A 14998-nucleotide genomic window follows, 5' to 3' on the forward strand; every position below is an offset into this window, starting at 1 on the left:
AATGACCATTGAGAAGCGAAAGGTGACCACATGTCCACGAATGATCAACAATCGAATCAAAGCAACTACCAGAGCCCTCGGATTGACGCAAAACATGCAGTTGAGCCCTCGGGGCCGAAGGGTGATGATCCTTCCACCGCCGGTCCAGGACCCACGAAGGTGAGCTCCAACACCCCTGAAAACAACCTGGGTCACATCAATCCGTCTGCTCCGGAAGATGCCAACACAACTCCCGGCAGCACAGGCAAGAAATAAGATTATTCTGTTCAATGTCTACCATCCGTGATATCTCCTGAAAGGGCTGATAAGACGTCACTATCTCTCGACCGACATAGCTTCAGCAGCGTTTACGCTTCTCCACCTCGCGACGCAGTAGAGTCCGACGTGGGATGCAGGAGCGAGCCATTTCGCTTGCCACACGCAGCAAGATTCAAAACGGTTCGAGAGCTTATTGCCGTCCGACCAGCCACACGAAGGAGCAGTTTCCATGGAAATCGAAAGCAGTCTGCATCTGCAACAGCAAATCGCGCGGCTACAGGCCCTGCTCGACACGACCCACAGAATCCACAGCACCATCGAGTTGGACAGTGTTCTACGCAGTGTTCTACAGATCACTGTGCGCGAGCTTGAGATGGCGGGTGCATTTTTCACGACCTTCCCTTTTTCGTACGGAGAGATTCCCCCACGGTTCCTCTTACATCCGCCGTCCTCCGATCCGAGGCGCGGCTGTTACCGCTTCCCTTTGTTGGACCGTCATGGTACGGCTCTGACTGAGATGGTCGTTATCACGCGCGATGGCGCGCCGCTCTCTCTCTACGAGCAGGACTTTCTAGAGCATCTAGCAATTCAGGCCGCAGTCGCCATTGAGAATGCCCGATATCACGAACAAACGCTGGACATGGAGCGGGTGAAGCAGGATCTCTCGTGCGCCCGTGACATTCAACGAAGCCTACTTCCGCAGGTCTTTCCAGATATCCCGGGCTACAGTATCGACGGGCGTTCACAGACCTGTTACGAAGTTGGTGGCGATTATCTCGATCTCATTACGCTTCCGTCGGGAGAGCTGATGGTCGTCGTGGCCGATGTTGCTGGCAAAGGCCTCGCCTCAGCGCTGGTCGGCAGCTCGTTTCGGGCGGCATTGCGAGCGATGGCAAACTCGGAGATGCCGCTCGTCGACATGGCAACAAACATGAACCTCCTACACTACAAGGAGGGTGAAGAGTCGCGCCGTCGTTATGTCACGGCAATGTTCCTGAGGCTCGATCCAAAGACTCATGCTGTCGAAGTAGTAAACGCCGGGCACAATCCCGCCTTTCTCCTCAATGGCAGCGATGTGCCTGAGTTGATTGAAGCCAGTGGCACACCCGTAGGGATGTTGCCTTTCTCTGATTACTCTTCAGAAAAATATGTACTGTCTGACAAGGCGAAGCTGCTAATCTACACCGACGGAATGACTGAAGTGTTTAAAGGTAACGAAGAATTCGGTCAGGACCGCCTCATGGAGGCATTCCGTGCCTCCCGCCACACTGACGCGACTGGAACACTGAACTCGATCTGGCGAGCCCTGGATGCCTTCTCCAACCAGGAAAATCAGTCAGACGACATGACCGCACTTGTAATCGGACGGAAGCCGTAGGAGGGGAATTGGAAGGTAAGAACAACATTATCGAACTTCGTCTTCCTTCGCGTCTCGGTTTTGAAAAGGTCGCAATGAGTACAGCCTCCAGCGTCGCTAAGCTGATGGGCTTCGCGCCGGATCGTGTGGAAGACCTCAAAACCGCCGTTGCCGAGGCCTGTATCAATGCGATGGAGCATGGGAATAAGCTCGACGAGTCCCTCATCGTAGGTGTCATTCTTTCCATGGATGAGACTTCATTGGAAGTAAAGGTACTCGATACTGGTACTGGGCCTCCAAGCGGTGTCCACACCCCGGATATGGACAAAAAGATGCACGGAGAAGAGGCAAGTCGCGGTATGGGAATGTTTCTCATTCAGTCCCTGGTGGACGAGGCAGAGTGGGTCAGTTCACCTCCCGCTGGAAGTTACGCGCGACTCGTCATACGCTTAAACCACACAGAGGATTGAAGGAGACACTATGGCGGAGTTTAATACCAAGGTCAAAATGGAACAGGTCAAGTGCGCTTCAGGCGATCCCATCACCGTGCTGCGTTTCGCCGGCGATATTACGAGTTCGTCTGAGCCAGCAGTCCTGGGCACGTATGGAGGGCTGTCACCCGAAACGTCGAAACGCATCCTGCTCGACTTCTCAAAGGTAGAGTATCTCAACTCCAGTGGTATCGCATTGATCATTCAACTGCTCTACGCCGCCAGCCAGAAGGGACAGAAGGTGCAGACGTTTGGCCTAACGCCGCACTTCCAAAAGGTCTTCACCATGGTAGGTATTACGAAGTACACGAAACTCTACCCCGACGAAGCCGCCGCCTGCGCAGGCTTCGAGTAATCCGTCTCACCTCTGTGTGGCAGTCAGATTTTTTACTGATTTAGCTCGCTAAGTCGCGGCAAGAACGACTTTCTGATCAGGAACATTCCCAGGCGTTTGCAGACGCTGAATTCGTAGAACAAGAATGTCATCCTCTTGACCAAAGTCCTGGGCTGCGGATGCCAGCTCTGCCGCCGAGATCGACCGCTGCAACATCTTCTCGATGCGTTCAAACCCAAATAGCTGCTTCTGTTCATCCTGTGCCTCTGCGACCCCGTCGGACATGAGCATCAAAGTGTCTCCAGGAGCCAACGTGAAATGCGAGACGAAGAACTCTGCTCCTGGCACGACACCGATCGGTAGCGAGCCTCCCATCTCGATCTCTACGCCATTCCGGTAAGGTGGCAGATGCCCGGCGTTTGCCAGAGTCACGTGACCGTCGGTGCAGATTTGGAGGATGAGGCAAGTAGCACTTGCCCGTCCCCGACCCCACAGCCGATCGTTCAGGCTGTTCATCAGGACTAAAGGATCGGAATCATATTGGACTGCGGTCCGTATCGCACCGACGATCAGCGCGACAAGCATTCCAGCCTGCAAGCCTTTCCCTGTGACGTCGCCAACCACAATCAATACACTGCCATCCTCCCGCACGGGGAGGATCTGGAAGAAGTCCCCGCCAACTTCACGTGCTGGACGATATTCGCTCTCGATAGCGAGACCGGGTATTTTTGGTAGTTGTTCTGGAATCAGCACGTGCTGAATCTGTCGTGCCTGCTCGATCTCTGCCTTCCACTGCTCGCGTATCCGCTGAGTATGCAGAAATCGACGAACCAACATCACCGTAATGAGGAAGAGAGAAAAGATCGTCGAGATAGTTCCCAACCCAACGGCAAATCCAAGCAAACTAAACGCCGTCTTTATATGGAAAAGACGGAGCTGGGACTGAAAGAGAGCAATGGCCACCAAAAGGACTGCTGAGAGAGCCAACCAGCCCTCGGCCTTTTGTTTCCGGATGCCTTGAACAGTGATTGCGCATAAGAGCACGCCAAAGCACAATCTCAGCGCAAGCAATATAGGCGTCAGATAGACGGCCGCATGCACAGGAACATGCTCGCCGTAGATCGGAGCACTGATCATGGCCGTTCCGATCATCGTAAGAGCGACCAATCCCCACACTGTGCGATGAATCCATTGCATCCGGCCAATTCGAAACCAGTAGCCCCAGAAGATGACCCAAAGCCCGATCCGGATTGGACTGATGATGACGAACTGCAAGACGATCCCGGCCGTCAGGGCAATCCACGGCACGAAACTGACGATCAGAACGACGCCATTCTCCAAAATTGTGACCGCACATACCAGGCTTAGCCACAGATACGAAGGCTCCGTGCGGTCCATTGACAGAAGACTCACTGCCACCATCCACGCAAGGAGCAGGATCAGCATCTCGAGGAAGCCGCTACCGACAACATGCGCAGTGTCGTCCCAATCCAGCTGGATCAGGGTTCCGATCACTCCGGCGTGACCAAGCACGGGAGGTTCATGCATCCCTCCGGCGTCTGGCGCAAGAAAAATGGACGCACTATCCATCCATGTCCGAACAGCAATGGTTATTGGTCCATTGCGGAGCTCCCTAGGTAGCCTGAACGCCCGGGGAAGCGTACTGTAGGCTGTTGCCTTGCGCTCGCCAAATCTGCCTAGCTCCCCAAGTAGCTGACCATTGACGTACAGCTGATACGCGTCATCGACTTGGTTTGGCATCTTAATCGCAAGCCTGCCATGTGAGCTCTGAACGTTAACTCGCAGCCGATACCAGGCAAACCCTGTATGTTTTGGATAACCGTTAGCTGTCCAGCCTGGAATGTAGCCGCTGCTGCCCAGCTCAGGATTGGAGGACCCGGCAGGCGGCGTCAGATCGATTGTTCCCCAACTTGAATCGTCGAAGTCCTGGCTCGCCCAAGACATATCGTCGCCAATATTGAACTTCCAGAGGCCGGAGAGTTCGACAGTGCCGTCGCCGAGCGTAGCCTCAAGCTGCGGTCTCGGTGCGGGGGCTATCTCGGGTTTCTGTCCCCGCAAGCCCGTCGCAATACCAAAGAGCAGCAACAACACAACCGAAGTTCCTGCGTAGCGCATAGGTGCAACTCTCAAGACCTGTTCCTGAAATCCATCAGCTGGCCACTTCGCCCCGTCAATTGCAGTACGCAAACTGAAATTATCGCTGTCTTATTTGCTTCAAGACTGCTCGACCGCCACCGCTCACTTCGGACTGCGCTGCAGTTCCCCAGGATCGCCCTCACAGCCAACTATCGTTTTTTCGGTGACGCCTCTTAGGGCTTTTCAGGAAGCCTCTCTCAACGGGCGCCGATTAGAGAAATTTCTAGAGTGAGGAGGTAAGAGCCCAAGGGGATCCCTGATCCGCAGGTTACGCAAATCGACGCCCCACTGTCAACGTCATCCTTTTGACATCATGAGACTTTGGGCCACGAGCGTCGGCTCCACCAGTTCACGGCGCCTGCCATTCTCGCAGGTCATAAGCAGCCGGCCAAGATCTTTTGGCGGTTCCTCCGACAAGAAAGCCCGGGCCTTAGCCCGGGCTTCTTCGATTGTCCTGTCCGAAGTTTCTCAACTCCACTTGTTTCAGCGGTTGCCGTCAGCCGATTTTCCGGCGGCCGTCCAGATCCGACGCGACATATACAGGCCGGCCATCATGACACCGGTCGAGAACAGCAGTAAAGAGTCGGGCTCGGGAGTGATGCCTACAACGCCTGTACCACCCGTGAAATCCGCCGGATCTGCGCCCTCTTCGAAGACGATTATGTCTCCAAGGGGAGCCACACCCGCTCCTCCAGCGAAGTTTAGAAGAAACTTAGTTCCATCCTGATTCAGACCGCAACTAACAACGTTAAGCGCGCTTTGAAGATTGCCTTGGCCCCCATTGTCGCAACTGGCAGTCTGGCCTTCGATTGGAGCGTCAAACGTGAGTATCAGGCTCGTAATTGTTGCACCGGTAAGATTGTCGCCCACAAAGCATCCGAAGGTGCCGGGCGTAAGGCCAGCAGACACTCCCGGGGGGCAGGCATCCGCCGACAGGCCAACGTTGAACTGTGTTCCTGGGTCTCCGATAAAGCACAAACTCGGATCTGCGCACATGTTGGGCGGATCAAGAACTGTCATGCGGAAGTCGACACCGTCAGCATGGGCGAAGCCGGAACCGCCGCAGAGCAGGGCTACGACAAAAAGGACGCGAAGAAGATATTTCATTTCTGTATTCCTCCAGAAAAACTCTCTAACTGATTTGCAATCTTGTTGAATCAGGGAAACTGCGCCGGAAGCCGCCTGTACTGATTTTTGGGACTCTTAGCTGCAATGCAAATAAGCACGCGTGGTGCCAAAGGAAAACTCAAAAGATTCAGGCGAATCGTCCATTCTCCGCCTTGTAATGCGCAAAAAAATGCACATCAAACGGAAATATTAGTACCTCAAGGAACACCCGCAGAGTGCTTAAATCGCAGAAAGACCGCCTCATGGAGGGTGAGCGAGTTTGCGTTCGTGACTTGGACAACGCTATTGCCGATGCATTTGCAATCACGAAGCAGGCCTATCATTCCAGCGTGATAGTCAGCCAGCGTCAAATATTTTACGAAGCTAAAGTCTGAGAAACAAAGCCCGGCATGAAAAAAGCCGCAGACGGTTGTGTTCTAGGCGTCCAAACTATCGCGTCTGCTCGAATTCGCTCCCATAGCTAGCGCGGATTGACCGGATAGACGAAGGGACCATTGAGGAGTATGTGGTCGCTCGCCTCGTAAAGAGTCGTCACCTACGGTACTACTCGACTCGGAGTTGAGGCTGGGTGAGGCTTTGGATCTCCAATGGTCTGATATACATCTCGAACGGTACCCTCGCTGCGAGGCTGGCTAGTCTCCTGAGGGAGAAGCAGAAGACCGCGTCCTCGCAATGGATCTTTGCAGGTGACAGCCCGGAGAAACCGATACTGCCGCAAACATCACTTCCCTGCTGATCTCGTGCTCCATTCGCTGCGCTACACGGCGCTCACCCGCCTAGGAGAGACAGGGGCTGATGCATTTACAATTGTGAAATTGGCTGGATGCTCCAGCGTGACGGTCTCTCAACGGTACATGCACCCAAGTGAAACCGTACAGCTAGGCTTTGACAGGGTAGAGGCCCTGAACAGTCGCGCTTTAGAGGCGTCAAGTACCAATACTATGTGCGTTTTTAGATACAGGGTAAATTTTGGCTCTGGCATCTACCTCGTAGCGGGCCTGTAGCTCAACGGTTAGAGCAGGGGACTCATAATCCCTTGGTTGGGGGTTCAAATCCCTCCGGGCCCACCAAAATCAATTCCATATACGTTCATTCAAACCATTGGATCGTACGTATCGCACTCGAAACTGGAATGCGCGCATCGGAGATTGTGACCTTACGCCGCATGCAGGTGGACATTAAACGCCGCATTGTGCGTCTACTTGAAACGAAGAATACTTCACCGCGCACAGTGCCCCTTATGGTGATCGCAGCAGCGACCTTCCGTGAAGCACTCGATCATCCGATTCGTCCAATCGATACTGATCTAATTTTCTTTGGCGAGCCACGTCGCGACGGAAAACGACGACCGTATCAATTCAATTCTGTTTGGTTGAATATCAAGCGAGAGCAAGGGCTCGCTGACGTGCGCTTTCACGATCTTCGACATGAAGCCGTTAGCCGTTTTGTCGAGGCGGGGTTCTCAGATCAAGAGGTCTCAGCGATCAGCGGTCACAAGTCGATGCAGATGTTGAAGCGTTATACCCATCTACGGGCAGAGGATTTAGTGGCACGGATTGATGACGTGGCGAAACGCCGGAATGGAACATCGTAGAACTCTGTTTAAGAACCCCGATGACACAGTCTTCGAGACGGCTTGGCGACATACTAGGTTGCGTAATGGCCGGATCGATTGAAGCCCTCCGTTAACACGCTCTTTCGTTCATGCGACGTCGCTTGATGAACTGCCCACGAGGTTGGCTCATCGGTCATTGCCGAAACCCGTTTTTCGCCAGCTACCTGAGCCGCTTGTACGAGATGCCGCTTATACGGCCAGTGACTTGTGTTCCAGTGTCGGTGAGTGCATTCCACTGACCAGCGACCGACGAATACCTTTAGAAAAGCGCAGGGGCGCAATTGACCGTCTAGTCAGTTAACGATACAGTTCATTCGGGAGCATATATGCAATCCATCGGAGTCGTTTTAGAGTCGGCACCTCGTACCCATAAGCGAGACAGAGACGTGACCGTCCCGGCCATTCTGGCCGCGGCAGAGATTGAATTTGCTACTCATGGTTTTGCCTCAGCCCGGACCGAGAGCATCGCGGTACGGGCACATGTGGTCAAGGGTCTCATTTTTCATTACTTCAAAAGTAAAGAAGGGCTCTATGAGGCGGTCCTCGTGCGGGCGTATGAGCCAATTAGCGAGGCGCTCGACAAATCTTTCGACAAAAACCTCAATGCCACAGACGCCTTGCTGACCTTTGTCGAGAGGCTGCTCGGGGCAATGAGTGAGCACCCCTTATCTCCCGTTATCTTTGTGCTGGAGAGTATTCAAGGCGGGGGCGAGCAGGTTCGCAAGTTAGGAATGCCTTCGCTCTACAGCCGAGTCGAGGTTTTGCTGAAGAGGGGGATCGCGTCAGGAGAGTTCCGGCAAATGGACCCTGGACATGGGGCCATCAACATTATTGCCCTGTGCGGCTTCTATTTTTGTGCGGCAAACAACATCTCCCATATTCCCGGGAAAAACCGTAACCCCTTGAGCAAGCAATCGTTGTCCAGACACACAGAAGAAGTGTTGGCCCTGGTCAGAAAGGGCATCATTTCGAACAGCTAAAAAATGTGGACCATTTGACGTAACAGCACATCAAATTTATTGACTAATTGGATAGTCAATTACCTTCGAACGTGAAAATGCAAATGATGAGATTCACTAAACCGGTGACTCGAAGAAACAGAAAGTAGGGAGAATTAGTGACAACCGCAGTCGCAGTAGTAACCATGAAGGCCGCTCAAGTAACCGCGGCTGGTGCCAGTCTTAAGATCGTTGAGCGAGAGATTCCAGAGCCAGCCCAAGGACAGGTGCGCATCAAAGTTCGGGCGTGTGGTGTGTGTTACAGCGACTCGATCGTTGTCGAAGGCCGCCGACCAGGAATTCCCTACCCGCGCGTTCCGGGACATGAAGTAGCTGGCGTGGTGGATGCGGTCGGGACTGGAGTGACTGAATGGCGAACAGGCCAGCGTGTTGGCGTTGGCTGGCATGGCGGCCATTGCGGTACCTGCCCCGAGTGCCGGCGCGGAGATTTTCGGAACTGTCGCAATGAGCAGAATCCTGGTCTCAGTTATGACGGCGGCTATCAGGAGTACATGTTGGCTCCGGTCGAAGCGTTGGTTTCGATCCCCGACAGTCTCAGCGATATCGAAGCAGCACCGCTGCTGTGCGCTGGAGTCGCAACCTTCGACGCCCTGCGGCACTCTGGCGCACTACCAGGCGACCTAGTCGCAGTGCAAGGGATCGGTGGACTCGGCCACCTTGGAATTCAATTCGCCAACAAGTTCGGCTACAAGGTGGCTGCAATCGGGCGCGGTTCGCAAATTGAATCGCTGGCAATGAAACTAGGCGCCGACGTGTATATCGACAGCAAAATGAAGAACACAGCCGAGGAACTACAAAAGCTAGGCGGCGCAAAAGTCATTATCGCTACTGCGCCGGACTCCAAGGCGATGACCGAACTGATTGGCGGTTTGGGTCCGAACGGCAAACTTCTCCTGATCGGCGTAACCTCCGATCCGATCGAGGTGGCTCCGGTTAAGCTCATCAGGGGCAGCAAGACTATCGAAGGATGGGGAGGCGTAACGCCGGCGGATTCGGATGACACGCTTCGCTTTGCCGAACTGCGCGGAGTACGTGCCATGATCGAAACCTATCCCCTGGAAAAGGTAGCCGAAGCATATGCCCGCATGATGAGCGGCAACGCAGAGTTTCGCGTTGTGCTGACAATGTGATTGCGCCAATCGCGACGGAGAACGGCGTCGGAACAAATCTCGATACATCGTTAGTCAATGTTGAGCTGTGATTTTTAATTGACTGATCAGATAGTTAATAAAGAAAAGCCAAAATGAACATGACAATTAAAACCAGTCCCAGACAATGGTTTCGGCCAGCGAAGGCAGCGGCACTCCTGCTCCTCATACTCGGCACGAAGGCTGAAATGATGAAGGCGCAGGATCCATCTTCCGCAGCCCAGAAGCTATCGTTAAACGACGCCGTCGATCTCGCCCTGAAACAGAATCTCGACATCCAGATTGCGAATATCGAAACCGCAACGCAACAGCAGGACCGCGTCATTGCTCGCTCTGAACTGCTGCCCCACGCGAGCTTCGAGACGGATGAAAGTGTCAATCGCTACAACCTGAAGGCCCAGATTGGTATTCAGATTCCGCTTCCCCAAGTCCCTCACAGCATCGGCCCCTATCAGGCAGTGCACGTCGGACCAACATTCTCGGCTCCTGTCTTCGACCTGACGCTGATTCGCCAATACCAGGCGACCGGGCATCGCTTGCTGGCAAGCCGCGCTGATGAGCAGACCGTTCGCGAAGAAACTGTTGTGCTGACTGTCAGCGAATACATGGCTCATCTTCGTGCCCTTGCCAGCATCACGGCCGCCGAGTCGCGCGTGGAATTGGCAACACGTCTCGCCCATCAAGCAGATGACCTGCTAAGGGATGGCGTAGCAAGCAAGATCGACGTATCGCGCGCGCAGGTGAGGCTCAGAGAAGAGCAGCAGCGTCTGATTGATGCCCAGCGCGATGCGGACACTACCATCTATGCGCTGAAGCGAATCATGAATGTCCCCGACAGTCAGAAGACTGAGTTCGCCGATCAGCAGGACTTCTTTCAGACGCCGTCGCTCGACCTCTCAGACCCGTTGGCAACGGCCCTGGTCCAGCGGCCCGAACTGCACTCTCTGGCCGAAAGTATCAAGGCCGCCCACCTAACGCATAAGGCCGCCGTAGCAGAATCCGTGCCTAAATTGACCTTCGATGGTTTTTGGGATGAGCAGGGTCAGACGTTCAGCAAGGCCACTCCCGGATATCAGTATCGAGTCAACATGAGGGTTCCTATCTTCACCGGTGGACGGCTCAGAGCAGAGCGGAAGAGCACAGCGCTGGTCGAACAGCGAACAGAGAAACAGCTCGCCCAAGAGCGCAACCAGGTGACCGAGCAAGTGCGCGATGGGCAGGTCGAATTGCAGTCTGCGCTTCACCAGGTTGACCTTGGTCGGCAGGAGGTGCAACTGGCCAATGAGGAAGTCACGCTCTCGCAGGGCCGCTTTCAGTCAGGCGTTACCGACAACATCGAAGTCACCCAAGCGCAGGACTCGCTCGCCCGCGCAAACGACACGGAGATCGGCGCTCTGTTTCGATACAACATCGCGCGTGCGCAGCTTGCTCGTGCTGTCGGCAGTGTGGAACAGACCTATACCCACCCCTAAAAGTTTGCATTTTTATGAGAGGAAGATGCCATGAGTCAAGCAGTAATGGAATCGGAAGTCGGAGAATCAACAACAGCATCTCAACCTCCGAGCATCGGCGGGATCGTTCGACGAAAGACACTCCTGTTGACGGGCGGAGGCGTGGCGTTGGCTTTGCTGCTGTTCTTTGGCGTTCGATACCTCGTGTGGTCAGCTCATCATGAGGAGACGGACGATGCATATCTGGCGGGCCATCTGCACCCAATCAGCGCTCGCGTCACGGACACAGTGCAGCAGGTCCTGATCGACGACAACCAGCATGTAGCTGAAGGACAGACCTTAATCATCCTTGACCCAAACGATTACAAGGTGAGACTGGACCAGGCAAAGGCCGCACTTGATGCAGCAGGCCGCCAATCTGATACCGCCGAGGCAGCGATCCGCTCCACATCGCAGTCCGCCACGGCGCAAACGACACAAGCGGTGGGAACCATCGGAGAGGCCAAAGCTTCGATCCAGGCATCGAAGGCCGCCGTCACCGCCGCTGAGGCAGGAGTTCCGCGTGCGCAGGCCCAGCTTCAAGAGGCAAATGCGACCCTACAACGCGAAGACACCGACCTGCACAGATATGAAGATCTCTATACGAAAGAGCAGGTCTCCAAGCAAACCGTCGATCACCAGCGCGCAAGCTACCAGGTCGCCGTCGCCGGACAAACCGCGGCCCAAGAACAGGTGCGGCAGGCGCAGGCACAACTGGTCGCAGCACAACAAGGCGTTGTCCGCACGGAAGCACTGCTAACGAACTCCCAAGGCGGCCTGCAATCTGCACAGGCTACAGGGCTAGAGACGCGTGTGCGCGAAGGACAATTTGCAACGGCTCAGGCCGCAGTCGCGCAGGCCACGGCCGCGTTGGAGGACGCAAAGCTTCAGCTGTCCTACACCACCATCAAAGCTCCCGTGAGCGGACGAATCGGCAGAAAGTCAGTCGAGGCCGGGCAGCGCGTGCAGATCGGGCAACCATTGATGGCGATTGTGGAAGATCAGCTATGGGTAGTCGCTAATTTCAAGGAAACACAACTGGAGAAGATGCGCACCGGTCAGCGTGTCGAAGTGCAGATCGACACTTTTTCAAAGCACAAGTTTTATGGACACGTGGACAGCCTCGCTCCCGGCTCTGGCAATGAATTCGCGCTGCTGCCTCCGGACAACGCGACCGGCAACTTTACCAAGATCGTGCAGCGAATTCCGGTCAAGATCGTGCTCGATCAGGACAGCGTGCGTGGCTATGAGAACCTCCTTTCGCCCGGCATGTCGTCAGTCGTAACTGTAACCACTAAGTAAAGGAAAACTTCCATGGCAACCACAACGACCAATCCGGCAAGGGTTGAAAATCTCACGCCTGGGGCCCAAGATCATGTGTCGCTGAAGACCTGGATATCCGTTCTCGGAGTTCTTTTAGGGTGCTTTATGGCAGTGCTCGACATCATCATTACGAACTCCTCACTGCGCGACATTGCCGGAACGCTTGCAGCCAGTTCGGATGAGATCTCCTGGGTGCCGACTTCATATCTAGTTGCTGAGATTGTTACGATCCCGCTCACCTCGTGGCTCTCCGCTGCATTTTCATTGAAGAAATATCTTCTGGTGAATTCAGTCTTGTTCGTATTCTTTTCTGTTTGCTGCGGACAGGCACATTCGCTGGAACTGATGATCCTCTTTCGCGTCCTACAGGGTTTCACTGGCGGCGTACTTATTCCTCTCTCCTTCAACGTAATCCTCACGTATCTTCCACCGGCGAAGCAACCGATTGGCATGGCAATGTTTAGTGTTACAGCGGTGTTTGCCCCTGCGATCGGCCCGCTCATCGGCGGCTGGTTGACCGACAACTACGGATGGCCCTTCGTCTTTTACATCAACATCATTCCGGGAGCGCTGTTGATCGCGGCTGTCTGGTTCACCATGGAAAATCAACCGATGAACCTCAGTCTGCTCAAGAAAGGTGACTGGTGGGGAATTCTCACTATGGCGATTGGCCTCGCCGCATTCGAGATAGTCCTCGAAGATGGAAATCGTAAAGACTGGTTTGGCGATCCGGAAATTGTAAAACTGGCCTGGACTGCGGCGATCTTCATCCCTGCCTTCATCATCATCGAACTGCGCAAAAAAGACCCGCTTCTTGACCTGCGCCTCTTTGCACGCAGAAACTTCGGGTTTGGCAGCTTCGTTAACTTAATTCTCGGTGTTGGCCTTTATGGCGTCGTGTTTATCCTTCCCCTGTATCTAGGACAGATTCATGGTTACGACGCCTTACAGATCGGCGAGGTAATTATCTGGCTGGGACTTCCGCAACTCCTCGTTATTCCGCTGGTGCCGAAGTTGATGAAACACTTCGACGCCCGGATTATTATCGGCGTTGGAATACTCTTTTTTGGGGGTAGTTCGTTCTTTACCTCTCATCTCGATTCCGATTTTGGGGGCCTACAATTCCATATTCCGCTTATTTTCCGCGCACTGGGCCAGCCACTTATCATGGTTCCACTTTCTTCCGTATCCACGGCTGGCATGGCGAAGGGACGCGAAAGCGGTTCAGCCTCTGCACTTTTCAACATGATGAGAAACATTGGAGGCTCAATCGGCATCGCTGGACTTTCGACATTGCTTTCTGTTAGGGAACGCTTCCATTCGGCCCGCATCGGAGAGTCCGTGACCATTTACTCAAGTGCCGTGCAGGAACGCTTACAGCAGTCGGCAACTTACTTCATGTCTCAGGGCAGCGACCCGTCTTCGGCTCACATGCGCGCGATCGGCGCGGTTGGCGGCGCGGTCCGCCGTCAAGCATTCCTGCTCGCATACAGCGATTGTTTCCTGACGCTGGGCTGTGTATTGCTCTCGAGCCTATTTGCTTTGTTCTTTATGAAGAGAGCACGTCTCTCGGGTGCGGTTGGTGGACATTGATGTACAACAACTGGCAGTCAGAAATGCATTCCTGACACTTCTGGATCAATCAGAGATCGCCTGGAGCGTAGGCTGTTCGGATTTCGTTTCTATCAATGTTTCGGCTTGTCGATCTTGCAAATTTGCAATAAAGGTGTGGTGGGTCTACACGAATCGAGACAGAAGCTCAATCGTTCTATGGTCGTTTCTCCGCAACTGGGTCAAGTGAATGCTCAACCTGCCTAGTTCGCAGAATGTTAGTTTCTTGATCGATACGAAGGTATCGCACGATACCTTCGTCCAATTGTTCGGTTCCCACGCGGCCGTGTTTATCTCACGCCTGAAGGAGGTTTTGTCCGACGACTCTCATGATGCGGTGGCGTCCTTGATCGTGTCACAGACAAATTTCAGGTCGGCGAGATTACGTACCCCATCCTAACGTCGGATCGTAATCGATACGCAAAAAGGGACGTGTTTGTGAACTGATTCATCTTTCCAGCCAGGTTCGGTGAGGGTGATAATCACTTCGATGAGGGAATTGTCGACTAGGAGAAACCTTTTGGTACAAAGGCTGAGTTTCATCTTTTCCTTCTCCCCACTGATACGTCTTTCTCCAGCCATGATCCGCAAAACCACTCATTTTCGAAATAACTTGCCTTGGCCGAGATCGGGCCGGACAAAGTTAGGGAAAAGGCGACGACGGGCGCTCTTGCCGCCCGGATGCAGGATTTTGCTCTCAAAGCTACTAGCCAAGTACGGGCTTTTCCAGCCGGGTTCGAGCCTTTTCAGCCATGATTTCCAGCCAGGTTCGGGCTTTTCTCCAGCCACCATCGGCAAACCGCCCATTTTTCAGATAACTTGCCTTTGGCGAGATCTGGCCGGCCAAAGTTAGGGGAAAAGGTGACGACGAACGCTCTTGCTACCCAGATGCAAGATTTTGCTCTCAAAGCTACCAGCCAGTACGGGCTTTTTCCAATCGGGTTCGGGCTTTTTCAGCCACTATTTCCAGCCAGGTTCGGGCTTTCCCCAGCCTTGATCGCTCATTTCGAAATAACTTACCTTTGGCAGAGATCTGGCCGGCCAAAGTTAGGGAAGAGGAGACGACG

At 54.0% G+C, this 14998-nt stretch carries 12 protein-coding genes and 1 tRNA gene; 11 read left to right on the plus strand and 2 right to left on the minus strand.

Translation table 11 applies throughout. The features are described 5' to 3' along the window. Positions 1-30 precede the first annotated feature (30 nt). The 4 genes from HDF14_RS02105 (at position 31) to HDF14_RS02120 (ending at position 2461) form a co-directional block, all read left to right on the plus strand. Positions 31-255, plus strand: a complete 225-nt coding sequence (locus tag HDF14_RS02105; protein WP_183973056.1) for a hypothetical protein — start codon at positions 31-33, stop codon at positions 253-255. Between the two features lie 232 nt (positions 256-487). Next, on the plus strand, positions 488-1636 hold the full coding sequence (locus tag HDF14_RS02110; RefSeq protein WP_183973058.1) for a PP2C family protein-serine/threonine phosphatase: 1149 nt from the start codon (positions 488-490) through the stop codon (positions 1634-1636). Between the two features lie 8 nt (positions 1637-1644). After that, on the plus strand, positions 1645-2085 hold the full coding sequence (locus HDF14_RS02115; protein WP_260697957.1) for an ATP-binding protein: 441 nt from the start codon (positions 1645-1647) through the stop codon (positions 2083-2085). A gap of 10 nt (positions 2086-2095) precedes the next feature. Then, complete coding sequence (locus HDF14_RS02120; RefSeq protein ID WP_183973060.1) at positions 2096-2461, plus strand: STAS domain-containing protein; 366 nt, start codon at positions 2096-2098, stop codon at positions 2459-2461. 48 nt (positions 2462-2509) lie between these two features. Here the strand turns inward: HDF14_RS02120 and HDF14_RS02125 are convergent, their stop codons facing one another. Together HDF14_RS02125 and HDF14_RS02130 are read right to left on the minus strand one after the other, a co-directional pair. Further along, a complete protein-coding gene (locus HDF14_RS02125) occupies positions 2510-4591 on the minus strand; it encodes a PP2C family protein-serine/threonine phosphatase (RefSeq protein ID WP_183973062.1) in 2082 nt (693 codons plus the stop codon). A 489-nt stretch (positions 4592-5080) separates the two neighbouring features. Then, complete coding sequence (locus HDF14_RS02130; protein WP_183973064.1) at positions 5081-5704, minus strand: hypothetical protein; 624 nt, start codon at positions 5702-5704, stop codon at positions 5081-5083. A 1015-nt stretch (positions 5705-6719) separates the two neighbouring features. Between HDF14_RS02130 and HDF14_RS02135 the strand changes: the two genes are divergently transcribed. From HDF14_RS02135 to HDF14_RS02165, 7 genes are all read left to right on the plus strand, one after another. Next, positions 6720-6795: transfer RNA gene (locus tag HDF14_RS02135), tRNA-Ile, on the plus strand. After that, on the plus strand, positions 6762-7319 hold the full coding sequence (locus tag HDF14_RS02140; protein WP_260697958.1) for a site-specific integrase: 558 nt from the start codon (positions 6762-6764) through the stop codon (positions 7317-7319). Before HDF14_RS02135 ends, HDF14_RS02140 begins: the two co-directional genes overlap by 34 nt. 407 nt (positions 7320-7726) lie before the next feature. Then, positions 7727-8320: a TetR/AcrR family transcriptional regulator gene (locus tag HDF14_RS02145; protein ID WP_183973068.1), complete on the plus strand. Its 594-nt coding sequence runs from the start codon at positions 7727-7729 to the stop codon at positions 8318-8320. A gap of 137 nt (positions 8321-8457) precedes the next feature. Further along, positions 8458-9489, plus strand: coding sequence for an alcohol dehydrogenase (locus HDF14_RS02150; RefSeq protein ID WP_313899462.1), 1032 nt, complete (start codon positions 8458-8460; stop codon positions 9487-9489). A gap of 113 nt (positions 9490-9602) precedes the next feature. After that, a complete protein-coding gene (locus HDF14_RS02155; RefSeq protein ID WP_183973070.1) occupies positions 9603-10979 on the plus strand; it encodes a TolC family protein in 1377 nt (458 codons plus the stop codon). Between the two features lie 30 nt (positions 10980-11009). Continuing rightward, positions 11010-12299: an HlyD family secretion protein gene (locus tag HDF14_RS02160; RefSeq protein WP_183973073.1), complete on the plus strand. Its 1290-nt coding sequence runs from the start codon at positions 11010-11012 to the stop codon at positions 12297-12299. A gap of 12 nt (positions 12300-12311) precedes the next feature. Then, on the plus strand, positions 12312-13913 hold the full coding sequence (locus HDF14_RS02165; protein ID WP_183973075.1) for a DHA2 family efflux MFS transporter permease subunit: 1602 nt from the start codon (positions 12312-12314) through the stop codon (positions 13911-13913). Positions 13914-14998 lie beyond the last annotated feature (1085 nt).

Origin of the sequence: Tunturiibacter gelidiferens (genome assembly GCF_014201335.1) — a bacterium.
GTDB lineage: Bacteria > Acidobacteriota > Terriglobia > Terriglobales > Acidobacteriaceae > Edaphobacter > Edaphobacter lichenicola_E.